At 66.8% G+C, this 22,107-nt stretch carries 22 protein-coding genes; 19 read left to right on the top strand and 3 right to left on the bottom strand.

Annotated features, from left to right (window positions below; translation table 11 throughout):
- Window positions 1–8 precede the first annotated feature (8 nt).
- The 6 genes from ABD727_RS00560 to ABD727_RS00535 all read left to right on the top strand — a co-directional run bounded on the left by ABD727_RS00560 (window position 9) and on the right by ABD727_RS00535 (window position 3,101).
- Window positions 9–239: a hypothetical protein gene (locus ABD727_RS00560; protein WP_344705442.1), complete on the top strand. Its 231-nt coding sequence runs from the start codon at window positions 9–11 to the stop codon at window positions 237–239.
- Between the two features lie 100 nt (window positions 240–339).
- A complete protein-coding gene (locus ABD727_RS00555; protein WP_344705441.1) occupies window positions 340–654 on the top strand; it encodes a UrcA family protein in 315 nt (104 codons plus the stop codon).
- Window positions 655–675: 21 nt separating this feature from the next.
- Window positions 676–1,404, top strand: coding sequence for an alpha/beta fold hydrolase (locus ABD727_RS00550; RefSeq protein ID WP_344705440.1), 729 nt, complete (start codon window positions 676–678; stop codon window positions 1,402–1,404).
- A gap of 68 nt (window positions 1,405–1,472) precedes the next feature.
- On the top strand, window positions 1,473–1,889 hold the full coding sequence (locus tag ABD727_RS00545; RefSeq protein ID WP_344705439.1) for a VOC family protein: 417 nt from the start codon (window positions 1,473–1,475) through the stop codon (window positions 1,887–1,889).
- Entirely contained in the window at window positions 1,856–2,605 is a 750-nt protein-coding gene (gene gloB / locus ABD727_RS00540; protein ID WP_344705438.1) for a hydroxyacylglutathione hydrolase, read from the top strand. Before ABD727_RS00545 ends, gloB begins: the two co-directional genes overlap by 34 nt.
- 64 nt (window positions 2,606–2,669) lie before the next feature.
- Window positions 2,670–3,101 carry a DUF6491 family protein gene (locus ABD727_RS00535; protein ID WP_344705437.1) on the top strand — a complete coding sequence of 144 codons (432 nt, stop codon included), beginning with the start codon at window positions 2,670–2,672 and terminating at the stop codon, window positions 3,099–3,101.
- Window positions 3,102–3,104: 3 nt separating this feature from the next.
- On the opposite strand, the gene ABD727_RS00530 is transcribed toward ABD727_RS00535, so the two are convergent.
- On the bottom strand, window positions 3,105–4,874 hold the full coding sequence (locus ABD727_RS00530) for an AMP-dependent synthetase/ligase (RefSeq protein ID WP_344705436.1): 1,770 nt from the start codon (window positions 4,872–4,874) through the stop codon (window positions 3,105–3,107).
- Between the two features lie 83 nt (window positions 4,875–4,957).
- On the opposite strand from ABD727_RS00530, the gene ABD727_RS00525 reads away from it, so the two are divergent.
- Window positions 4,958–6,676: a gamma-glutamyltransferase family protein gene (locus tag ABD727_RS00525; protein ID WP_344705435.1), complete on the top strand. Its 1,719-nt coding sequence runs from the start codon at window positions 4,958–4,960 to the stop codon at window positions 6,674–6,676.
- On the opposite strand, the gene ABD727_RS00520 is transcribed toward ABD727_RS00525, so the two are convergent.
- The gene (locus ABD727_RS00520) at window positions 6,666–7,706 is read right to left on the bottom strand and encodes a quinone-dependent dihydroorotate dehydrogenase (RefSeq protein WP_344705434.1); all 1,041 of its coding nucleotides are present in this window, start codon (window positions 7,704–7,706) and stop codon (window positions 6,666–6,668) included. The two genes, ABD727_RS00525 and ABD727_RS00520, sit on opposite strands and share 11 nt — an antisense overlap.
- Window positions 7,707–7,824: 118 nt before the next feature.
- Here ABD727_RS00520 and ABD727_RS00515 point away from each other — a divergent pair, with 118 nt between their 5' ends.
- The 10 genes from ABD727_RS00515 to thrS all read left to right on the top strand — a co-directional run bounded on the left by ABD727_RS00515 (window position 7,825) and on the right by thrS (window position 17,813).
- The gene (locus tag ABD727_RS00515) at window positions 7,825–9,690 is read left to right on the top strand and encodes a DUF885 domain-containing protein (protein WP_344705433.1); all 1,866 of its coding nucleotides are present in this window, start codon (window positions 7,825–7,827) and stop codon (window positions 9,688–9,690) included.
- A gap of 58 nt (window positions 9,691–9,748) precedes the next feature.
- Complete coding sequence (locus ABD727_RS00510; protein ID WP_344705432.1) at window positions 9,749–10,174, top strand: SUF system Fe-S cluster assembly regulator; 426 nt, start codon at window positions 9,749–9,751, stop codon at window positions 10,172–10,174.
- Window positions 10,171–11,652 carry a Fe-S cluster assembly protein SufB gene (gene sufB / locus ABD727_RS00505; RefSeq protein WP_344705431.1) on the top strand — a complete coding sequence of 494 codons (1,482 nt, stop codon included), beginning with the start codon at window positions 10,171–10,173 and terminating at the stop codon, window positions 11,650–11,652. Before ABD727_RS00510 ends, sufB begins: the two co-directional genes overlap by 4 nt.
- The gene (locus ABD727_RS00500; protein ID WP_344705430.1) at window positions 11,649–12,035 is read left to right on the top strand and encodes a hypothetical protein; all 387 of its coding nucleotides are present in this window, start codon (window positions 11,649–11,651) and stop codon (window positions 12,033–12,035) included. The genes sufB and ABD727_RS00500 overlap by 4 nt, the downstream gene beginning before the upstream one ends.
- The gene (sufC, locus tag ABD727_RS00495; protein WP_344705429.1) at window positions 12,035–12,775 is read left to right on the top strand and encodes a Fe-S cluster assembly ATPase SufC; all 741 of its coding nucleotides are present in this window, start codon (window positions 12,035–12,037) and stop codon (window positions 12,773–12,775) included. The genes ABD727_RS00500 and sufC overlap by 1 nt, the downstream gene beginning before the upstream one ends.
- On the top strand, window positions 12,772–13,521 hold the full coding sequence (locus tag ABD727_RS00490) for a SufD family Fe-S cluster assembly protein (protein ID WP_344705428.1): 750 nt from the start codon (window positions 12,772–12,774) through the stop codon (window positions 13,519–13,521). Before sufC ends, ABD727_RS00490 begins: the two co-directional genes overlap by 4 nt.
- The gene (locus ABD727_RS00485) at window positions 13,518–14,708 is read left to right on the top strand and encodes an aminotransferase class V-fold PLP-dependent enzyme (RefSeq protein ID WP_344705427.1); all 1,191 of its coding nucleotides are present in this window, start codon (window positions 13,518–13,520) and stop codon (window positions 14,706–14,708) included. The genes ABD727_RS00490 and ABD727_RS00485 overlap by 4 nt, the downstream gene beginning before the upstream one ends.
- Complete coding sequence (locus tag ABD727_RS00480; protein ID WP_344705425.1) at window positions 14,705–15,175, top strand: SUF system Fe-S cluster assembly protein; 471 nt, start codon at window positions 14,705–14,707, stop codon at window positions 15,173–15,175. The genes ABD727_RS00485 and ABD727_RS00480 overlap by 4 nt, the downstream gene beginning before the upstream one ends.
- Window positions 15,175–15,537, top strand: a complete 363-nt coding sequence (locus ABD727_RS00475) for a HesB/IscA family protein (protein WP_344705424.1) — start codon at window positions 15,175–15,177, stop codon at window positions 15,535–15,537. Before ABD727_RS00480 ends, ABD727_RS00475 begins: the two co-directional genes overlap by 1 nt.
- Before the next feature lie 266 nt (window positions 15,538–15,803).
- Complete coding sequence (gene thrS, locus ABD727_RS00470) at window positions 15,804–17,813, top strand: threonine--tRNA ligase (RefSeq protein WP_344705423.1); 2,010 nt, start codon at window positions 15,804–15,806, stop codon at window positions 17,811–17,813.
- Here thrS and ABD727_RS00465 read toward each other — a convergent pair whose 3' ends face one another.
- Window positions 17,814–18,335 carry a hypothetical protein gene (locus ABD727_RS00465; protein ID WP_344705422.1) on the bottom strand — a complete coding sequence of 174 codons (522 nt, stop codon included), beginning with the start codon at window positions 18,333–18,335 and terminating at the stop codon, window positions 17,814–17,816.
- A gap of 214 nt (window positions 18,336–18,549) precedes the next feature.
- On the opposite strand from ABD727_RS00465, the gene infC reads away from it, so the two are divergent.
- Complete coding sequence (gene infC, locus ABD727_RS00460; RefSeq protein WP_344705421.1) at window positions 18,550–19,053, top strand: translation initiation factor IF-3; 504 nt, start codon at window positions 18,550–18,552, stop codon at window positions 19,051–19,053.
- A gap of 156 nt (window positions 19,054–19,209) precedes the next feature.
- Window positions 19,210–22,107, top strand: coding sequence for a TonB-dependent receptor (locus ABD727_RS00455; RefSeq protein WP_344705420.1), 2,898 nt, complete (start codon window positions 19,210–19,212; stop codon window positions 22,105–22,107).

Genomic DNA, 22,107 nt, shown 5'->3' with positions numbered 1-22,107 from the left:
AGGCCGCCTTGCTTCGCGCATCCGCCGCCAACGACCGGGGGGATCCGAGCGATGAACCGCGTCCCTGGCTCGGGGTGGTGCCCTACGCGCTGCTGATGATGGGCCTGGCGATCCTCGCGGTCGGGATCATGGTCGTGGCCTGGCCCGGCAAGCAGTCGCCGACAAAGCCTCCCGCGGCTCAAAAGGTGACCACCATCGAGGTCGGGACCGCGCCTCCAGGGTGGCTCGACGAGAAGTAAGCGGTTCAACGTTTCTGCAGAACGGCAGCGCAACATCGTTGCTCCCGACCAGCGTTCCCAAGGCGCATAGCGCTCCCGAACAGGACAGGGAGCGCGACTCATGAAGCAGGTTTCGATCATCATGGCAGCGGCCTCGATCGCTGCTGCAAGCCTTGCCCAGGCCCTTCCGGCGGCGATGCCGGGGCCAAGCGCTTCGGCGCGAGTGGTGACCAGCGATCTCGATCTCACGAGCAGGTCCGGCCAGGCGACGCTTCGTCACCGGCTCGCCATCGCCGCGGCAGAGGTCTGCGGGGAGGCGAGTTCGGCCGATCCCGCCGGCAGGCGCGCGATCCGCGACTGCCGGGTTGCGGTGACGGATCGTGCCCTCGCCGAACTTGCCGCAAGAGAAAGCGGCGGGCGGCTCGCCGCGCGCTGAGCGGACGGGTAAGGGGAGGGCATGGATCCGACCTGGCTTTCCCTTCCCGGCGACCGTCGTCTCGCCGTTCGCCATCGTTCCGGAAGCGGGCCGACGCTGCTTTTCCTGCCCGGCTATGCCTCGGACATGATGGGCAGCAAGGCCGTCGCCCTCGATGCGCTGGCAGAGAAGCGCGGCCTGCCGATGCTGAGGTTCGATTATAGCGGCACCGGCGAATCGTCCGGCACCTTTGCCGAGGGTACGCTCGACCGCTGGCTGGAAGAGGCCGAAGCGGTCTCGGCGCTGGCCGACGGACCGCTGCTCCTCATCGGCTCGTCGATGGGCGGATGGCTGATGCTGCTGCTCGCCGAGCGGCTCGGTCCACGAGTACAAGCGCTCGTCGGAATCGCCGCGGCTCCCGACTTCACGAGCTGGGGCTACTCCGACGATGACAAGGCCGAGCTGGAGCGGTCCGGAGAACTTCGCCGGCCCAATCCTTATGGCGGCGAAGCCGAGCTGACGACGCGCGCCTTCTTCCGGTCCGGCGAGCAGTTGAAGCTGCTCGATCGGCCAATCGATTTCGCGGGGCCGGTGCGATTGCTGCACGGCGACCGCGACGCCGAGGTCCCGCTCGAGGTGGCGTTCCGGACCAAGGATGCGCTCGTCTCGGCCGACGTCCAGCTCACGGTGGTCAAGGGCGGAACCCACCGCCTGTCCGAACCGGCCGAGCTGGCGCTGCTCCGCCGAACGGTGATCGACCTGCTGGACTAGGAACGAACCTTGAACTCCGGCGCTTCGTCGTCACCTTGGCGATCAACCACCCCCGGGAGTTCGACACCGTGAAGTTTCTCCACACCATGATCCGCGTCAGCGATCCCGACGCCACCATCCGCTTCTTCAACCTGCTCGGACTCGAGGAAAGGCGGCGGATCGACAATGAAGGCGGCCGTTTCACGCTCATCTTCCTCGGCGTTCCGGGCGACGAGGGCGGCGAGGTCGAGCTGACCCACAATTGGGATCCGGAGAAATATGACGGCGGCCGCAACTTCGGTCACCTCGCCTATGAGGTGGACGACGTCCACGCGACCTGCCAGCGGTTGATGGACGCCGGCGTGACGATCAACCGCCCGCCGCGCGAAGGACGCATGGCGTTCGTCCGGACGCCCGACAATATCTCGATCGAGCTGCTCAACAAGGGTGGTGCACGGACCCCGGCCGAGCCGTGGATCTCGATGCCGAACACGGGCGTGTGGTGATGGAGGTCGTCGCGCTTCCTGCGCTCAGCGACAATTACATCTGGCTGCTGCACGACGAGGAGCATGGGCACACCGCGGTGGTCGATCCGGGCGACGGCGAGGTTGCGCTTGCGGGTGCCCGCGAGCGAGGCTGGTCGATCGATCAGGTGCTGATCACCCACTGGCACCCCGACCATACCGCCGGAATTCCGGCGGTCGTCGCCGCGACGGGAGCCGGCGTCTGGGGACCCGAAGCCGAGCGCGACCGCTTCGCCGGGCTCGATCATGGCCTCGGCGACGGCGATCGGGTGATGATCGGGGCCCGCGAGGCCGAGGTATGGGCGGTCCCGGGCCATACGCTCGGGCATATCGCCTTCATCCTGCCCGACCGCGCCTTCGTCGGCGACACCCTCTTCGCAGGCGGTTGTGGACGACTGTTCGAGGGAACGCCCGAACAGATGCACGCCTCGCTCCAGAGGCTTTCGACCCTGCCCGACGAAACCATCATCTACCCGGCGCACGAATATACCCTCTCGAACTATCGCTTCCTGGCCGCGGAAGCGCCCAGCGACGAGGCGGTGAACCGCCGTTTCGCCGAGGTCGAAAGGCTGCGCGGGGAGGGGAGGCCGACCCTCCCGACGACCATCGGCGAGGAGAAAGCGAGCAATCTGTTCGTCCGCGCCCGCGACGCCGAGGAATTCGCGCGCCTGCGCTCGGCCAAGGACAGCTTCCGTTAAGCGAGGAGACAGCAAGCTCGGCCATGCGTTCAGCACACGAACCTCGCTTGAAGGATCGATCGACATGCGCCGCCTGACCCTTGCCGCCACCGCCGTTCTTGCCGCTACGCTCGGCCTTGCCGCCTGTGCGACCACCGACCGCGAGCCCGAGCAGCGTTCCGCCTCCGCCCAGAAGGAACTTGACCGCCTGCTTGGCGGAAAGGTCGCCGGGCAGCCGGTGTCATGCCTGCCGAGCTACCGAAGCCAGGACATGGTCGTCATCGACGAGAACACCATCCTGTTCCGCGAGGGCGGCAGCAGGGTCTGGCGAAACGATGTCACCGGCCCGTGCAGCGGTCTCGGGACGTCCGGCCGGGCACTCCTGACCAAGCAGTTCAGCAGCGGATCGCTCTGCCGCGGCGAGATCGCCCAAGTGATCGACACCTCGCAGGGTGCGACCGTCGGAAGCTGCGCGCTCGGCGACTTCGTGCCCTATACCGCACCCGGGCGCAGTTAGGCCCTACTTCCCGTAGAGCGCGTCGAGCCGCTCGCCGTACACGCCCTTGAGGACGTGTCGGCGGATCTTCATGCTCGGCGTCATCTGCTCATTGTCGACGGTAAAACCCTCGTCGGCGAGGGTGAAGCGGCGAACCTTCTCGACGACGCTCAGTTCGGCGTTCACCCGGTCGACCGCTTTCTGCAGGCGATTGCGGATCGCCGCGTCGTCGCGCTTCAGCTCGCTCACCAGCTCGGGTTCGGGGACGAGCAGCGCCACGAGGTGCGGCCGGCGGTCGCCATAGATCATCGCCTGCGCGATCTCGGGCTGGAGGGTGAGCATCCCTTCGACTCGCTGCGGCGAGACGTTGTCGCCCTTGTCGTTGACGATCAGGTCCTTTTTGCGGTCGGTGATGACGATCCGCCCCTGGTCGTCGAAGTGACCGATATCGCCCGTGTGGAGCCACCCGTCCTTGAGGACTCGGCGGGTCTCCTCCTCGTTGTTCCAGTAGCCGTGCATGACCAGCTCGCCGCGCACCAGCAGTTCGCCATCGTCGGCAACACGGACCTCGGTGTTGAGCAAAGGCGGGCCGACCGTCTCGATCCGGATGCCGACCTTGGGACGGTTGCAGCTGATCACCGGGCCGGCCTCGGTCTGGCCATAGCCCTGGAGCATGGTGATCCCGAGCGAATGGAAGAACATGCCGACGTCGGGATTGAGCGGCGCTCCGCCCGAGACCATCGCCTTGATCCTTCCGCCGAATTTCTGGCTGACCTTGCGCTTGAGGAGCAGCCTGATCGCGAGGTCGGCGGGCCAGTCCTTGAGGGGGATCGAACCCTGTTCGTAGCGTTCCTTGCCGATTTCGAGGGCACGGTTGAGCAGCTTCTGCGGGAGCCCGCCCTGCTTCTCGATCGCCTTGAGCATGCGCTGTCGGAGCATCTCGAACAGCCGCGGGACGACCACCATCAGGGTCGGCCGGACTTCCTCGATGTTGGCAGCGAGCTTCTCGAGGCTTTCGGCGAAGTAGATCTGCGCGCCGAGCCCGATCGGGAACATCTGCCCGCCGCTATGCTCGTAGGCGTGGCTCGCGGGCAGGAAGGAGAGGAAGATCTCGTCGTCCCAGCCGAAGTCGTTCGCGATGACGTCGATGCAGGCCGCGACATTGTGGAGAATGGCGCCATGGTGCTGGCGAACGCCGCGCGGTGCGCCGCCGGTGCCGCTGGTGTAGATGAGGCAGGCGAGGTCGTCGCGGCCGGTCGTCGCTGCGCGGGCACGAATCTCGGAAAGATCGCCCCCGGTGCCGACGAGCTCGGCCCAATGATGGAAGCGCGCGCCGTTGACCGGCTGGCCGGTGCGGATGTCCTCGATCCCGATCACGTCGTGGCAGTCGGAGGAGAAGAGCACCGCCGGAATCAGGGCCTTGGCCAGCTTCTGCGAGGAGACGATGACCGCCCGCGCTCCGCTGTTGGTGAGGATGTGCGTGTGGTCTCGGGTCGTGTTGGTCGTGTAGGTCGGGACCGTGACGCAGCCCGCCGCCATGATCGCGAGGTCGGCGATCAGCCACTCGGGCCGGTTCTCGCTGACCAGCATGACCCGGTCGCCGGGCTTGCAGCCGAGCCTCTGCAGGCTGGCAGCGAGTGCCGCCACCTGCCGCGCGGCCTCGTTATAGCTGGTCGAGTTCCACTGGCCGCCGCGCTTCGCCCACAGGAAGGGCGCATCACCGCGCTGGTCGACCCGGTCGAGGAACATGGCGACGAGGTTGGGAAACTGTTCGAGCTGTGTGCCTTTGCGCATGGTCGTCCTTCTGCCCGCGCGCCCGCTTCTAAGACGATATCGTGACATGCGCCACACCCCCGCCTAGCAGCGTTGTCATGCTCATGCGCTTGCTCCTCGCCCCTTTGTTCGCCCTTACCGCCACCGGTTGCGCGACCCTTTCCACGCGTCCGCCGGCAGCGCCGGTCCGCGACGGCTTCGTCATCGCCGCCAATCCGCTCGCCGCGCAGGCCGGGTTGGAGGTGCTCCAGCGTGGTGGCAGCGCCGCCGACGCAGCAGTGGCAGTGCAAGCGATGCTGAGCCTGGTCGAACCCCAGTCGAGCGGACTCGGCGGGGGTGCCTTCATGACCTGGTACGACGCCGGCAGCGGCAAGGTCATTGCCTACGACGGGCGCGAGATCGCGCCAGCGGGGGCGAGCCCGACCATGTTCATCGGCACCGACGGCAAGCCGCTCCCCTTCGCGACGGCGGTCATCAGCGGTCGCGCGACCGGTGTCCCGGGCGCGCTGCGGATGCTCGAGATGGTGCAGCGCGAGCATGGCGCGCTGCCCTGGTCGTCGCTCTTCACCACGGCCGAGCGTACCGCCGACGCCGGCTTCGTGATCAGCCCGCGGCTCGGCCGGATGATCGCGGGCGACTGGCCCGAGCTGACCGTGCCCGACGCGGTCAAATATTTCAGCAAGCCCGACGGTACCCGGCTCAAAGCCGGCGAGACGTTGCGCAACCCCCTCTACGCCGGCTTCCTCCGCCGCCTCGCACGCGGCGGCGCCGACGTGCTCTACCGCGGCGAGACCGCGGCGCGGCTGGTCGAGCGCGTGCGCCAGGGCCCCTTTCCAAGCGCGATGACCAGCGCCGATCTTGCCCGCTATCGCCCGCTGAAGCGCGAGGCGCTCTGCCGCGACTGGCAGTCCTACGTCGCCTGCGTGCCGCCGCCGCCCTCGAGCGGAGTGGCGACGCTCCAGCTGCTCGGCATGCTCGACCGGACCGACATCGCGCAGCGCAACGCCACCGACCCACAGGCCTGGTACCTGTTCGCCGAAGCCTCGCGCCTGATGTACGCCGATCGCGACCGCTATGTCGCCGACCCGCGCTTCGTGACGGTGCCGGTCGAGGGGCTGCTCGAGCCCACCTATATCGAGGGACGGGCTCGGCTGATCGCGCCCACCGCCGGAGTGGCACCGCAAGCGGGAACGCCGCGCGGCGCCGTCATGGCCGGCATCGACGGGACTCGAGAGCCCGCTGGAACCTCGCACTTCATCATCGGCGACAGCGCCGGCAACGTCGTCAGCATGACCACGACGGTCGAAAGCATCTTCGGCTCGGGCCGGATGGTCGACGGCTTCTTCCTCAACAACCAGATGACCGACTTCAGCTTCTCGCCGGTCGAGGCGTCCGGCCGTGCGGCGGCCAATGCGGTCGCGCCGGGCAAGCGCCCGCGTTCGTCGATGACCCCGCTCGTCCTGCTGACGAGGGATCGCCAGTTCGCCGGTGCCTTCGGGAGCCCGGGCGGAAGCGCGATCCTCGCTTATGTCGGAAAGACGCTGGTGGCGTCGGTGCTGTGGAAGATGCCGGTGCAGCAGGCGATCGAGCTGCCCAATCTCGTTGCACGTGGAACCAGCTTCAACGGCGAGGTGCCGAAATTCGCGCCGGGGGTCGTTGCCGGGCTGCGCGCCAGGGGCGTCGAGGTGAAGCCGGGGCAGGGGGAGGACAGCGGCATCCATGCCGTCCTCCTTCGTGACGGCGGGCGGCTCGACGCCGGCTTCGATCCGCGCCGCGAGGGCGTGGTCCTGATCGACGAACGCCGGACCCCGGTCAGGCGCTAGAGCCGACCGCCTCGGCGAGGGTGGAAAAGCGCGTCCGGGCAAGGCGTCCTAGCAGATAGTCGGCGATCGTCCGCGCGATACCGGGACCCTCGTAGACCATCGCCGAGTAGAGCTGCACGAGGTTGGCGCCGGCGCAGATCCGGTTCCACGCGTCATGACCCGAGGCAATGCCGCCCGCCGAGATCAGCGGGATCTCGCCGTCTGCGACCGAGCGGAACGCCTTCAGCTGGTGCATGGCGAGGCTGGCGAGCGGCATCCCCGACAACCCGCCGGCCTCGTCGCGGTGGCGCGAACTGAGCGGGGGACGGGTCACCGTCGTGTTCGACACGATGATCCCGTCGATGCCATGGTCCACCACTGCCCGGACGATCCGGATCGGGTCACCCTCGTCGAGGTCGGGGGCGACCTTGAGGAAGACGGGTGGGTTCGTCGTCAGCGACCCGCGCGCCTCGCGTACCGCAGCCAGCAGTTCGGCCAGCTCGCCCCCCGCCTGGAGGTTGCGAAGACCTGGCGTGTTGGGCGAGCTGATGTTGATCGTCAGATAATCGGCCACGGGCGCCATCCGACGGACGCCCTCGGCATAGTCGCGGATGCGGTCAGTGCTGTCCTTGTTCGCGCCGATGTTGACCCCGACAACCCCTCCGCCGCGCCGGGCGCGGAGCTTGGCGAGCGCCGCCTGCTGGCCCTGGTTGTTGAAGCCCAGGCGGTTGATCACCGCCGCATCCTCGACCAGCCGGAACATGCGCGGCTTGGGATTGCCCGGTTGCGGAAGCGGGGTGACCGTCCCGATCTCGACGAAGCCGAAGCCCAGGCCGAGCATGGCGTCGAACACCTCGGCGTCCTTGTCGTAGCCTGCGGCGAGGCCGACCGGCGACGGGAAGGACAGGCCGGCGACCTCCATGCGCAGCGCCGGATCGAAGGCGGGCTGCCGCGCCGCCGGGAGCGCCTTCAGCCCCGCGATGCTGAGCCGGTGGGCGCGTTCGGCATCGAGCCGGAAGACCAAGGGGCGGAGGAGGGGATAAAGAGCCATGCGTTCCCGCTGTTGGTCGAAAGCCTGCCCGACCCGGCTTGAGCCGGACCATCCCGCCTGCAACAAGCGGGGGGCTTGCCGGCTGTAGGTCCGGCGCGACGAACCGGAAAGGCCCGACTTGAAGCACATCCTTCTGCTCGCCTCCACCGCGCTGCTGGCAGCCTGCGCAACCACCGCGCCCGACCCGCTGGTCGTCCCTCCGGCGCTTGCCGAAGCGCCGCCGGAAGCTGTTCCGGCACCGGTGTCGATCCCCGCTCGGAATGCGGCTCTCGCGGCCTTCTTCGAGGAGTATGACAAGGCCGAACTCGCTTTGTCGCCACTGTCCAAGGCCTATCGCGGGATCAAGGACGCGGACTATGGCAAGTGGGACGAGCTGAGCGACGCCGCCGACGAGCGCGACCGTGCGCTCGACCGGCGCTACCTGGCCGAGCTTCGGAGCCGCTTCCCGCGGGCCACGCTCAGCCCCGAGGACCAGCTGAGCTTCGACCTGTTCGAATATCGGGCCGCGCGCCGCGAGGTGGTCGAGCCGTTCCGCAAGAACGGTCTGGTGTTCGACCAGATGAACGGGGCGCAAAGCGACGGCCCGGCATTCCTCATCAACATCCACAAGGTCGACAATGTCTCGGACGCCGAGGCTTACGTCAGCCGCATCTCCGCCATTGCCGTCTACCTCGACGAGGCGATCGCCGAGGCGAAGGCGCGCGAAGCCGGCGGCGTGCTCGCGCCCAAGTGGGTCTATCCCTACGTCATCGCCGACAGTCGCAACCTGATCCGCGGCGCACCCTTCGACAGGCAGGCCGACAACGACCTGTGGGCGGACTTCCAGGCCAAGGTCGGAAAACTCGACGCAGACGCTCCGACCAAGGCACGGCTGCTCGCGGCCGGACGGACCGCGATGGTCCGTGACCTAAAGCCTGCCTACGAGCGGGTCATCGCCGCGATGCAGGCGCAGATGGCCCGGGCAGGTACCGACGACGGAATCTGGCGCTTCGCCAACGGTGCCGCGGAGTATCAGGCGCGGACCAAGTTCTACACGACTACCGACCTGACGCCCGACCAGATCCACGACCTTGGCCTCGCGCAGGTGGCGCGGATTCACGGCGAAATGACCGCGCTCAAGGACCGGGTCGGATTCAAGGGTTCGCTTCAGGACTTCTTCAAGTTCATGCGCGAGGACCGGCGCTTCTATTACCCGAACAATGCAGCGGGAAAGCAGAAGTATCTCGACGAGAGCCTCAAGGCGCAATCCGCGGTGCAAACCGCGCTTCCGCGTTTCTTCGGCCGCCTCCCCAAGGCGCCGCTGCTGATCAAGCCGGTCGAGCCCTTCCGTGAGAAGAGCGCGGGCAAGGCCTTCTACCAGGATCCGCCGCCCGACGGCTCGCGCCCGGGCACCTACTACGTCAACCTCTACGACATGGACGACATGCCTTCGATCGAGGTCGAGGCGCTGTTCTGCCACGAGGGCATTCCGGGTCACCACCTCCAGGGCGCGCTGCTCAGCGAGCTCGGCAAGGGAGAGGTGCCGCCCTTCCGCCAGTTCAGCGGCTACACCGCCACAGATGAAGGCTGGGGGCTCTACGCCGAGAAATTGTGCAAGGAGATGGGACTCTACGAGGACCCCTATCGCGACTTCGGTCGGCTGCAGCTCGAGCTTCACCGCGCGATCCGGCTCGTGGTCGACAGCGGACTTCACCACAAACGCTGGAGCCGCGAGCGGGCGATCAAATATGTCGAGGACAATAGCGCCGACGCCAAGGGTGGGATCGTCAAGGCGATCGAGCGTTACGCCGTCTATCCCGGCCAGGCGACCGCCTACATGATCGGCAAGCTGAAGATCGAGGAACTGCGCGCCAAGGCCAAGGCCGCGCTCGGGCCGAAGTATGACGACCGGCAGTTCCACGACACGGTCCTGCTCGCCGGATCGATGCCGTTGAGCATGCTCGAGACCCGCGTCGACGAGTGGATCGCCCGGACCAAAGCCTAGGACAGGACCGGTTGTAGAATCGGGTGCTCCGGCCTAAATAGGACCGGAACACTCCATTATGCGACTGACCCACCTTGCCGACTATGCGGTCGTGATCCTGACCGCTGCCGCCGCCCGCTCGGGTGGCGAACGGCTCAGCGCGTCCCTGCTTGCGGCAGAGACCGGGGTTCCGTTGCCGACCGCCCAGAAGGTGCTGGGCAAGCTCGCGACGGCCGGCCTGCTGCAGACCAGCCGCGGGGTCGGTGGGGGATTCGTCCTCGCCCGCGAAGCCACGACGATCACGCTCGCCGACATCATCGAGGCGGTCGAGGGGCCGATCGCGATGACGCAGTGCAGCGGGTCGGACGAAGTCAGCGACTGCGCACTCGACAGCCGCTGCCGCCTGAAGCCGCACATGAATATTGTCAGCCGGACCGTGCGCGACGCGCTGGCCGGTATCACGCTTGAGCAATTGGCGTCCGAGCGCCGCATGGAAATCGCATGAACGAAGCCACCACCATCCGGAACCAGGAAGCGCACGAGGCCGCCGAGAAGCTCGCCACCTACGAGTGGGGCTTCACCAGCGACATCGAATCCGAGTTCGCGCCAAAGGGCCTGTCCGAGGACACCGTCCGCTTCATCAGCGCCAAGAAGGGCGAGCCCGAGTGGCTGCTCGAATGGCGGCTGAAGGGTTATCGCGCCTGGCTCGAGATGGAGGAGGTCGACTGGGCCAAGCTCGACATTCCGCCGATCGACTATCAGGACGCCTATTATTACGCCGAGCCGAAGAAGCGGCCGACGATCGCGAGTCTCGACGAGCTCGATCCCGAAATCCGCCGGACTTACGAGAAGCTCGGCATCCCGATCGAGGAGCAGAAGGTGCTCGCCGGCGTCGAGGGTGCGCGCAAGGTCGCGGTGGACGCGGTGTTCGACAGCGTCTCGGTCGCGACGACCTTCCGCGAGGAGCTCGACCGCGCAGGCGTCATCTTCCGCTCGATCTCGGAAGCGGTGAAGGAATTCCCCGATCTCGTCCGCAAGTATCTCGGGAGCGTGGTCCCGCAGCGCGACAACTTCTTCGCCTGCCTGAACTCGGCCGTCTTCTCCGACGGCACCTTCGTCTACATCCCCGAGGGCGTCCGCTGCCCGATGGAGCTGTCGACCTACTTCCGCATCAATGCCGAGAATACCGGCCAGTTCGAGCGCACGCTGATCGTCGCCGACAAGGGCAGCTACGTCAGCTACCTCGAGGGCTGCACCGCGCCGATGCGCGACGAGAACCAGCTTCACGCTGCGGTGGTCGAGATCTTCGCCCACGAGGATGCGGAGGTGAAATACTCCACCGTCCAGAACTGGTACCCGGGCAACGCCGAGGGCGTCGGCGGGATCTACAATTTCGTGACCAAGCGGGCGATGTGCTCGGGAGCGCGCTCGAAGGTGTCGTGGACGCAGGTCGAGACCGGCTCGGCGATCACCTGGAAGTACCCCAGTTGCATCCTCAAGGGCGATGGCAGCGTCGGCGAATTCTACTCGGTCGCGCTGACCAACAACCGGCAGCAGGCCGACACCGGCACCAAGATGATCCACATCGGCAAGAACACCCGTTCGACCATCGTTTCGAAGGGCATCTCGGCCGGCCGCTCCGACAACACTTATCGCGGGCTGGTGAAGGTCATGCCGGGCGCCGAGAACGTCCGCAACTTCACCCAGTGCGACAGTCTGCTGCTCGGCGACCAGTGCGGCGCCCACACCGTGCCTTACATCGAGGTCAAGAACCCGACCGCGACGATCGAGCATGAAGCGACCACGTCGAAGATCAGCGAGGATCAGCTGTTCTACGCCATGGCTCGCGGGCTCGACCAGGAAGCGGCGGTGGCCCTCATCGTCAACGGCTTCGCCCGCGAGGTGCTGAAGCAGCTGCCGATGGAATTCGCGGTCGAGGCGCAGAAGCTGCTGGGGATCAGCCTCGAGGGGAGCGTGGGGTGATTTCGCTCTTTCTTCTTGCGTCGGCCACGACGGCCGCGGATCTCGACATGCTTGGCAAGGCGGTAGCAACTTGCGACCGCAGCCTGACCAATCCGACCTTCTCGGCGGAGGCGGCTCGACGTAGTGAATTCATGCTCTCCACCTTCCGCGAGCAGGAGGCAATTGTCGCCCAACGGCGCGATCTAGTCGCGCGCCGAATGGCCTTGCGGCAACAGCCGTCGGTCGCCGCCGAACAGGACTTATCGTTGGCTGAGGCCGCGGCTGAGAACCGTCAGCGCAGCTTGAACGACGAGCGACTGCTGGAGAGCCTCCGTCGCGAGACCATCGACACCATGCGCCACCAATTTCTGCAGACATGCCCCGCTGGAAAGCCAAAGAACTGATGTTGGACATTCAGAACCTCCAGGCGACCGTCGCCGACAAGCCGATCCTGAACGGCCTTTCGCTCGCCGTTCCGGCGGGCGAGGTGCATGCGATCATGGGACCAAACGGAGCGGGCAAGTCTACGCTGGCTTACGTGCTGGGCGGACGGCCGGGCTATGAGGTCACCGGCGGTTCTGTCACGCTCGACGGCACCGACCTTCTCGCGCAGGAGCCGCACGAGCGCGCCGCCGCCGGGCTGTTCCTCGGCTTTCAATATCCCGTCGAGATCCCCGGCGTTTCCTCGATGCAGTTTATCCGCGAGAGCCTCAACGCCCAGCGCCGCGCGCGCGGCGAGGCCGAGCTGTCGGGCGCCGAGTTCATCCGCCTCGCAAAGGCCGAAGCGGCCGAGCTGGGTATGGACGTCGATATGCTCAAGCGTCCGGTCAACGTCGGCTTCTCGGGCGGCGAGAAGAAGCGCGCCGAGATGGTCCAGATGGGCATCATGCGGCCCAAGTTCGCGGTGCTGGACGAGACCGACAGCGGGCTCGACATCGATGCGCTGCGGATCGTCGGCGCCGGCATCAACCGGATCATGCGCGCGCCCGACAAGGGCGTGCTGCTGATCACCCACTATCAGCGCCTGCTCGACTATGTGCAGCCCGACCGCGTCCACGTCCTGACCGCGGGCCAGATCACCCGTTCGGGCGGTCCCGAGCTTGCGCATGAGCTTGAGCGCGGAGGCTACGCCGAGGTCGCATGAGCGTCGCCACTCTTCCGACCCGCAAGGACGAGGCCTATCGCTACGCCGACCTGGCGGCGCTCGACCGCGTCTGGCACGGCCTCGCGCCCGCACGCCGCATCGACATTCCGGCCGGCGAACAGGATGCCCACGTTCTGATCGTCAATCAGGACAGCGTGGAGGTCCACCGTGCCGAGATCGTGCTGGAGCCCGGCGCCACACTGTCGCTGTTCGTCCTCAATGGCGCGACCGACTATGGCAGGGTCGAAGTCGACGTGACGGTCCGTGACGGCGCGCATTTTGCGCTTCATGCCGCCAATATCGCTGGGGGCAAGGCGACGCAGGAAATCGTCACCGTCGTCCGTCATGAGGAGCCGAACGGCACCTCCAACCAGGTCGTTCGAAGCGTCCTCGCCGGGACTTCGACCGGCTCCTACCTCGGCAAGGTCGCGGTCGCGCGCAACGCGCAGAAGGTGGACGGCGAGCAGTCGGTCAAGGCGATGCTGCTTGACCGCGGCGCCACCGCCAACTGCAAGCCCGAGCTCGAGATCTACGCCGACGACGTGAAGTGCGCCCATGGCGCCTCCGTCGGCGAGCTCGATCCCGACCAGCTCTTCTACGCCCTGTCGCGCGGGCTCGACCCTGCTAGCGCCAAGGCGCTTCTGCTCGAGGGTTTCGTCCTGCAGCTGTGGGACGAAGCACCCGCTGATCGTCGCGACGAGTTGATCGCCGAAACCCGTCGCCTGTTGCGCAAGGTGGCGCGGTGAACGTCCAGGCGCCGATCAGCGCGGCGCTCGACGTGCGCGACCAATTTCCCGCAATCGCCGGCTGGCATTATCTCGACAGCGCCGTTTCCGCCCAGAAGCCTCGGGCGGTGATCGACGCGATCACCCAGGCCTATGCGCGGGACTATGCCTCGGTGCATCGCGGCGTCTACCAGCGCAGCGCCGACATGACGCTGGCTTATGAGGCCGCCCGCGCCCGCGCCGGCAACTTCATCGGCGGCGCGGCCGAGGAAACCGTCTTCACCCGCGGCGCGACCGAGGCGATCAACCTCGTCGCGCAGGTGCTCCCGAAGGAGGGAAGGGGTCGAGTCCTCCTTTCTGCGCTCGAGCATCACAGCAATATCGTGCCCTGGCAGCTCGCCGGCTACGCGATCGACGTCGTGCCGCTGACCGCGGATGGCCGGATCGACCTCGACGCCGCCGAGGCGATGATCAGCGACGAGCATCGCCTTGTCTCCTTCGCGCATGTTTCGAACGTGCTCGGCTCGATCCTCGACGTGGAACGCGCGGCTCGGATCGCGCACTCCAGGGGCGCGCTGCTGCTGCTCGACGGGTGCCAGGCCGCGCCGCGAGTCGCCATCGACGTCGCTGCCAGCGGCGCTGACATCTACACCTACTCGGGTCACAAGCTCTACGGGCCGACCGGGATCGGCGTGCTGTGGGCGCGCAAGGCGCTGCTCGAGAGCATGCCGCCGTGGCAGGGCGGCGGCGCGATGATCGACAGCGTCTCGTTCGAGCGCACCACCTTCATGCCGCCGCCGCAGCGGTTCGAGGCCGGCACCCCGCACATCGTCGGCGGGATCGGGCTCGCCGCCGCGATCGATTGGGTCGAGGGCATTGGGATCGACCGTATCCACGCCCATGAGGCACGCCTCGTCGCCGAATGCCGCGACGCGCTGCGCGCTCTTGGCTTCGTCCGCCTCTTAGGGCCCGAGGAAAGCGCCGGGATCGTCAGTTTCGAAGTCGAGGGGGTGCATCCGCACGACGTCGGCACCATCTTAGACGATGAAGGCGTGGCGATCCGCGCCGGCCACCATTGCGCGCAGCCGTTGATGCAGCTGCTCGGTGTTCCGGCGACCTGCCGCGCCAGCTTCGCCGCCCATTCCGACAGCAGCGACATCGCCGCTCTGGTCGAGGGCCTCAGGAAAGTGAAACGGATCTTCGGATGAACGAGGAACGCAAGATCAACATCGAGGAAGTCGAAGCGGTCAGTCCGCCGCCCAAGGCGCGGGTCGAGGCGGAAACGCCGGCCGAGACCTTCGAACGCAAGCGCGACTATCTTGCCGGCTTCCTTGCCGAGCAGCCCGCGCAGGCGTCCCCGGCCGGCCCCGGCGGCGACCTGCAGGCGGCGATCGTCGAGACGCTCAAGACCATCTACGATCCCGAGATCCCGGTCGACATCTACGAGCTCGGGCTGATCTACGACGTTGCGGTCGATGCCGACGGTGACGCGGTGGTGACGATGACGTTGACCACGCCGCATTGCCCGGTGGCCGAGTCCATGCCCGGCGAGGTCGAGCTTCGGGTGCTGTCGGTCCCCGGCGTGCGCGATGCCGAGGTCAAGCTCGTCTGGGATCCGCCCTGGGATCCGTCCAAGATGAGCGACGAGGCCCGGCTCGAACTGGGGATGCTGTGATGAGCCAGGCGACCACCACCCGCCGCCCTCGCCCAGCCGCGATCACGCTGACGCCTGCCGCCGAGCAGCGCGTCGCCAAGCTCATGGCGCAGGCGCCCGCCGACGCGATCGGCGTCAAGCTGTCGACCCCGCGCCGCGGCTGCTCGGGTCTTGCCTATTCGGTCGACTACGTGACCACCGAAGACAAGTTCGACGAGAAGATCGAGACTTCCGGCGGGACCTTCTACGTCGACGGTGGCTCGATCCTCTATCTCATCGGATCGACGATGGACTGGGTGGAGGACGACTTCACTGCCGGCTTCACCTTCGCCAATCCCAACGCCAAGGGTGCCTGCGGCTGCGGCGAGAGCTTCACGGTCTAGGCTTCGACCCAGCTTCTGACGCAGGTCGGATCATGTTGATCTGCGGCCTCCCCGGAAAGGGAGCTTGCCATCCGGGCCGAGGAGCGTGACCTCGTCGGAGTATTCGGCGCGGACTATGAGGAATATCGGCAGCGGGTCGGGATGCTGATGCCTTGGCTCCAACTACAGACAGGTTCGGCGCCGCATCCGGCCGAGTAGTAGTGCGCAGGCCGCTCGTCCGGCGGGGGGGGTGCACAGTCGTTGCCGCACCCGCTAAGGGGCGAGCCATGTCCAGGATGTTTCGAATCTCGCTTCCCGATGGCTCCGTTCGGGAGATGCCCGAAGGATCGACCCCTGCCGACGTGGCTGCGGCGATCGGTCCGGGTCTGGCCAAGGCCGCGCTCGCGGCGCGGGTCGATGGCGAGGTCCGCGACATCATGCGCCCGTTCGAGGGCGATTCCGAGCTCGCGCTGATCACCGCGCGCGACGAGAAGGATGCGCTCGAGCTGGTCCGGCACGACTTCGCCCATGTCCTCGCCGAAGCCGTGCAGAAGCTCTTTCCCGGTACGCAGATCACCTTCGGTCCGGCGACCGACGATGGCTTCTACTACGACTTCGCTCCGGCCGAGGGCCGCGGTCCCTTCACCGAGGAGGACCTTCCCGCGATCGAAGAGGCGATGCGCCAAGTCATCGCGGCCGACGAACCGATGATCCGCGAAGTGTGGACGCGCGAGGACGTGCGCGACTATTTCGCCCGCACCGGCGAGCGCTTCAAGGCCGAGTGGGTGATGGAGCTGCCCGCGGGCGAGACCATCACCATGTACCGCTCGGGCAAGGGCGACGACGCCTGGATGGACCTGTGCCGCGGGCCGCACCTCGCCTCGACCGGGAAGCTCGATCCGCAGGCGTTCAAGCTGACCCGCGTGTCGGGTGCCTACTGGCGTGGTGACCCCGCCAATCCGATGCTTTCGCGGGTCTACGGCACCGCCTGGCTCAACAAGAAGCAGCTCGCCGAGCACCTCACCCGGCTCGAGGAGGCTGCCAAGCGCGACCACCGGCGGCTGGCCAAGGAGATGGACCTGTTCCACCTCCAGGAAGAAGCCCACGGCTCGGTCTTCTGGCACCCCAACGGCTTCCGCGTGTACCGCGAGCTCGAGGCCTACATGCGCCGCAAGATCGACTCGGCGGGCTATCGCGAGGTCAAGACCCCGCAGATCATGGACGCGCGCCAGTGGGAGCAGTCCGGCCACTGGGGCAAGTATCGCGAGAACATGTTCGTCATCCCCGACGAGGTTCCGAACACCGAGGACGAGGGCCCGGTGGTCAGCGGCGACGCGCGCTGGATGGCGCTCAAGCCGATGAATTGCCCGGCGCACGTCCTCATCTTCCGCCAGGGTATCAAGAGCTACCGCGACCTGCCGCTACGGCTCTATGAAAACGGCTGCTGCCACCGCAACGAGCCGCACGGCGCGTTGCACGGCCTGATGCGGGTCCGGCAGTTCACCCAGGACGACGCGCACATCTTCTGCACCGAGGAGCAGGTGGTCGAGGAGGTGAAGGCCTTCTGCGCGCTGGCCGACACCATCTACCGCGACTTCGGCTTCACCTATTCGATCAAGCTCGCGCTCCGTCCCGAGAAGCGGTTCGGCTCGGATGCCGACTGGGACAAGGCCGAGAACGAATTGCGCGACGCCGTCACCGCGGCCGGGTTGGCGACGCCGGAATATGGCTGGGAAGAGCTGCCGGGCGAGGGGGCCTTCTACGCGCCAAAGCTCGAGTGGCACCTGACCGATGCAATCGGCCGTACTTGGCAGGTCGGCACCATCCAATCGGACCGGGTGCTCCCCGACCGCCTCGATGCGACCTTCGTCGGCGAGGATGGCGAGCGGCATCGGCCGGTCATGCTTCACCGCGCGATCTTTGGCAGCTACGAGCGCTTCATCGGGATCCTGATCGAGCATCATGCCGGCCGCTTCCCGGTGTGGCTCGCGCCCACCCAGGCGGTGGTCGCGACGATCGTGTCGGACGCCGACGATTATGCCAATGAGGTGGTCTCGAAGCTGCAGGCGGCGGGCTTCCGGGCTGAAGCCGACACGCGCAACGAGAAGATCAACTACAAGGTTCGCGAGCACAGCCTCGCCAAGGTCCCGCTGCTGCTGGTCGTCGGCAAGCGCGAGGCCGAGGAAGGTAGCGTTGCGATCCGGCGGCTCGGCTCGGAGGAGCGCCAGCAGGTGATGAGCCTCGACGAGGCGATGGCCATGCTCCGCGACGAGGCGACGCCGCCCGACCTTCGCTGATCAGCGCGGCTCGCGGGTCGCCACCGCATCGAAATAATGGTGCATGGTGGTGAGCTGCTGATCGTCGCGCTCGCGGATGGCCCGCCGTGCGGCCTCGGCTTCCTCGCCGATCCGGACGAGCCGCTCGAGGGTCGGCGCGGCATAGTCGCAGCGCTCGTCGGTGCGCGCGGTACGGCAGCGCTCGAGGCAGGTGTCGAGCAGTTCGGGCACGCGCTTCTCGCAGCTGATCATCAGTTGCGCCTCGTGCGGGGTCAGCGCGGCCGAATTGCGCTCCGCCAGGAAGGCGCGGATCCGCTCCCGTGCGACCCGCGCCTGCTCGCGCTGCCGTCGATCGAGCAGGGCCGACAGCCGTGACCAGCGCGGATCGGGCACTCCGTTGAAGCCCGCCATGGACGGCGTGAAGAACGCTGCCGTTCCCTGGAAAACGCCGATCACCCGACGCGCGACCTTGAAGCCGAGCCATACGAGGGCAAGCACGAACAGCAGGAACATCAGCAGCAGGACGCCAAGCACTTCAAGCATCGTCGTTCGTCTCCTGCTTCCTATGTAGGGCGCGGTCGCGCGGACGCGAGGGTATCTGACGCCACTCCGCCACAGGCTGGCACAAAAAGGAGCCCTGCCGGCTCCGCCCCCTTTTCAGCGCAGGTCCGAGCGCCTAGCTGCCATGCTCACCACAATTGCATATGGAGATTGCGCTATACCCCCGCCATTTCGTCGCCCGCTGGCCCCGCCGCAGATGACCGGTCCCCGCTATAACGAGTTCATCCAGAGCCAGAAGGTGCGGGTGATCGACGAAAATGGCGAGAACCTTGGCGTGATGTTTACGCGCGAAGCATATGAGCAGGCCGTAAGTGTCGGCCTCGACCTCGTCGAGATCAGCCCGAACGCCGATCCGCCCGTCGCCAAGTTCCTCGATATCGGCCGCTTCAAGTACGAAGCCCAGAAGAAGGCCAACGAGCAGCGCAAGAAGCAGAAGACGCAGGAGATCAAGGAGATCAAGATGCGTCCGAACATCGACGACCATGACTACGACACCAAGATGAAGAAGGTGGTCGAGTTCCTGGGCGAGGGCGACAAGGTGAAGCTCACCATGCGTTTTCGCGGTCGCGAGATGGCCCATGGCCAGCTCGGCATGGCGGTCCTGCAGCGCGCTTCGGAGCAAGTCTCTGAGATTGCGAAGATCGAGGCCCATCCGCGAATGGAAGGCCGGCAGATGCTGATGGTGCTCGCGCCCAAGTAGGGTGCGTTGCAGCAAGATTGTTGCTGCACTGCAATATGTTGCAGACCGGTAACAGCCTGCAACTTACCACTTTGTTAGCAGGCGGCGCGCTTCCCAAGAGGCGCGCCGCCGCTCTATCCCTCCACCGGATACGTATTCACCGGAGGGGTCTCTATTATGCGCAAGTCCATCTGGCTGCTTTCGGCCGGCCTGTTCGCCATCTCCACGCCGGCCTTCGCCCAGTCGACCGACACCGACAAGGGCGCTGCTCAGCCGACCGACGGCGCAACCGCCGAAGCCGCCGCGGTTGACCAGACCGCGACCGAGCAGACCGCCGAGCAGGCGAACACCGCCGACACCGGCGACATCATCGTCACCGCCACACGCCGCAACGAAGCGCTGTCTGACGTTCCGCTGGCCGTCAGCGCGATCACCGCGCAGACCCTCGAGAACTCGGGCGTCGCCGACATCCGCCAGCTGGTCCAGGTCAGCCCCTCGCTGCTCGTCTCCTCGACCTCGTCCGAAGCCGGCGCGGGCGTCGCCCGTATCCGCGGCGTCGGAACGGTCGGCGACAACCCGGGTCTCGAGAGCTCGGTCGCGGTGTTCGTCGACGGCGTCTACCGCTCGCGCACCGGCGTCGGCCTGACCGAACTCGGCCAGATCGACCGCATCGAGGTCCTCCGCGGTCCGCAGGGCACGCTGTTCGGCCGCAACGCCTCGGCCGGCCTCATCTCGATCATCACCGCCAAGCCGTCGTTCAAGACCGCGATCAACGGCGAACTGACGCTCGGCAACTACGACCTGCGCCGTGTCGAAGTGGGCGCCACCGGCGCAATCACCGACGGCTTCGCGGTTCGTGCCGACGCCGTCTACCTCAAGCGCGACGGCTACCTGACCGACGTGGTCTCGGGCCGCGACGTCAACAACCGCGATCGCTACCTTCTTCGCCTCCAGAGCCTCTACAAGCCCAACGACAACTTCAGCTTCCGCCTGATCGGCGACTATTCGAAGCGTGACGAAGAGTGCTGCGGCGCGACCTATCTGCGCGCCCGCAACTACGCCCGCGTCGGCGGCGTCACCGTCGAGCAGCCCTCGACGGTCGCAGGCCTCGAGCGCGCGCTCGGCGGAATCATCAACGACGACACCTTCTCGCGCAAGATCGCGATCACGCCCGGCCGCGACTATGATTCGCAGGTCAAGGACTATGGCGTGTCGGGCGAGGCGGTCTACGACTTCGGTGGCGCCGAGCTGACCAGCATCACCGCCTACCGCTACAACAACTACGTCCGCGGCCAGGATGCCGACTTCAACAACCTCGACATCATCTACCGCGCCTCGGACGGCGACGCGTTCAACAAGTTCAAGACCTTCACCCAGGAGCTTCGTCTCCAGGGCTCGGCGCTGAACGATCGTCTCGACTGGCTGGTCGGCGGCTACTTCGCTCGCGAGAACCTGCGCGTCTCGGACAACCTCAGCTACGGCGCCGACTACGACCGCTATGCCAACTGCCTGCTGTTCAGCGGCAATCCGGCGCTCACCAGCTTCTTTCAGCCGAGCTCGTCGACCTGCGTCAACAGCGGCGCCCTGGGCACCGCGCTCGGCCAGATCCAGGGTGGCATTGCCGCACTGAGCGCCATCCCGGTCGGATCGCGCACCCCGGCGCAGGTCGCGCAGCTTGCGACCCTGCAGGGCCAGTTCGCACAGCTCGCCCCGCTCAACGCCAATCCGGCGCGTCCGGGTTTCGGCTCAATCGCGGCGACCCTCGGCGTCCCGGGCTTCACCTTCAACGGTGTCGGGCTGCGTGACGACTTCGACCAGAAGAGCCACAACATGGCGCTCTTCACCCACAACATCTTCGCGCTCACCCAGTCGCTGAAGCTGACCGTCGGCGCCCGCTACACCCGCGAGCGCAAGACCCTCGACGCCACCTTCAACGACAACAACACCCTCTGCCGCGCACTGACCGCGCTCAACGGCACCACGAACCCGCTGGCCGGCCTCCAGGCTGCCCAGCAGCTGCCGTGCATCATTCCGAGCGTGCCGGGCGGAAGCTTCGCGCCCGAGCGCGGCAAGCGCACCGAGAGCAAGCTGTCGGGCACCGTCGTCCTCAGCTGGAAGCCGGTCGACGACATCCTGACCTACGCCAGCTACTCGAAGGGCTATAAGGCGGGCGGCTTCAACCTCGACCGTTCGGGCCTGAACCGCACCATCTTCGGCAACACCACGACCAACCCGGGCGCACCGGGTGGCATCACCGCCAACTCGTCGCTCGACCTCCTCGAGTTCAAGCCGGAGCTGAACGACGCTTACGAGCTCGGCATCAAGTACAATGGTCGCGGCGTCGACATCAACTTCGCCGCCTTCCAGCAGCTGTTCCGCGACTTCCAGCTGAACACCTTCAACGGGCTCAACTTCTTCGTCGAGAACATCAACAGCTGCAAGAAGTCGGTCCTGCTCGGCGACACCGACAACATCATCGGCAACGGCGCCTGCGACAAGGACGACCTGCGTGCCGGTGTCCGCAGCCGCGGCGTCGAACTGGAGATCTTCACCCGCCCGGTGCAGGACGTGACGCTCAACGTCGGCACGACTTTCGTCAGCACCCGCTACCGCGACAATCTGGTCGGCGCCGATGGCCGTCCGCTCAGCGTCGCGCTGTTCCAGCTGCCGGGTCGCCGCCTGTCCAACAGCTCGGGCCTGTCGGTCACGGCTTCGGCGGGCTTCAACCCGCGGATCACCGCCAGCGGCATTCGTGCGCTGTTCTATGTCGATGCGCGTCACGCCTCGCAGTTCAACACCGGCTCGGATCTCGACATCGAGAAGCGCCAGTCGCCGTACACAGTCGTCAACGGCCGCATCGGCCTGCAGGGACCCAACGGAATGTGGGGCGTCGAGCTGTGGGCGCAGAACCTGTTCAACGAGGACTATCTGCAGGTGGCGTTCGACGCGACCCTGCAGGGCACCGGAACCCGCCGCGCGGTGGACAACGGCTTCGCCACCTCGTCGAGCCAGCTGTTCGGCGCCTTCCTGGCCGAGCCGCGCACCTACGGGATCACCCTGCGCACCCGCATGTAA

The sequence above is a fragment of the Sphingomonas swuensis genome (genome assembly GCF_039538045.1).
In the GTDB taxonomy this organism is placed as follows: Bacteria; Pseudomonadota; Alphaproteobacteria; order Sphingomonadales; family Sphingomonadaceae; genus Sphingomicrobium; species Sphingomicrobium swuense.
This window is presented reverse-complemented; position numbering and strand designations above follow the sequence as displayed.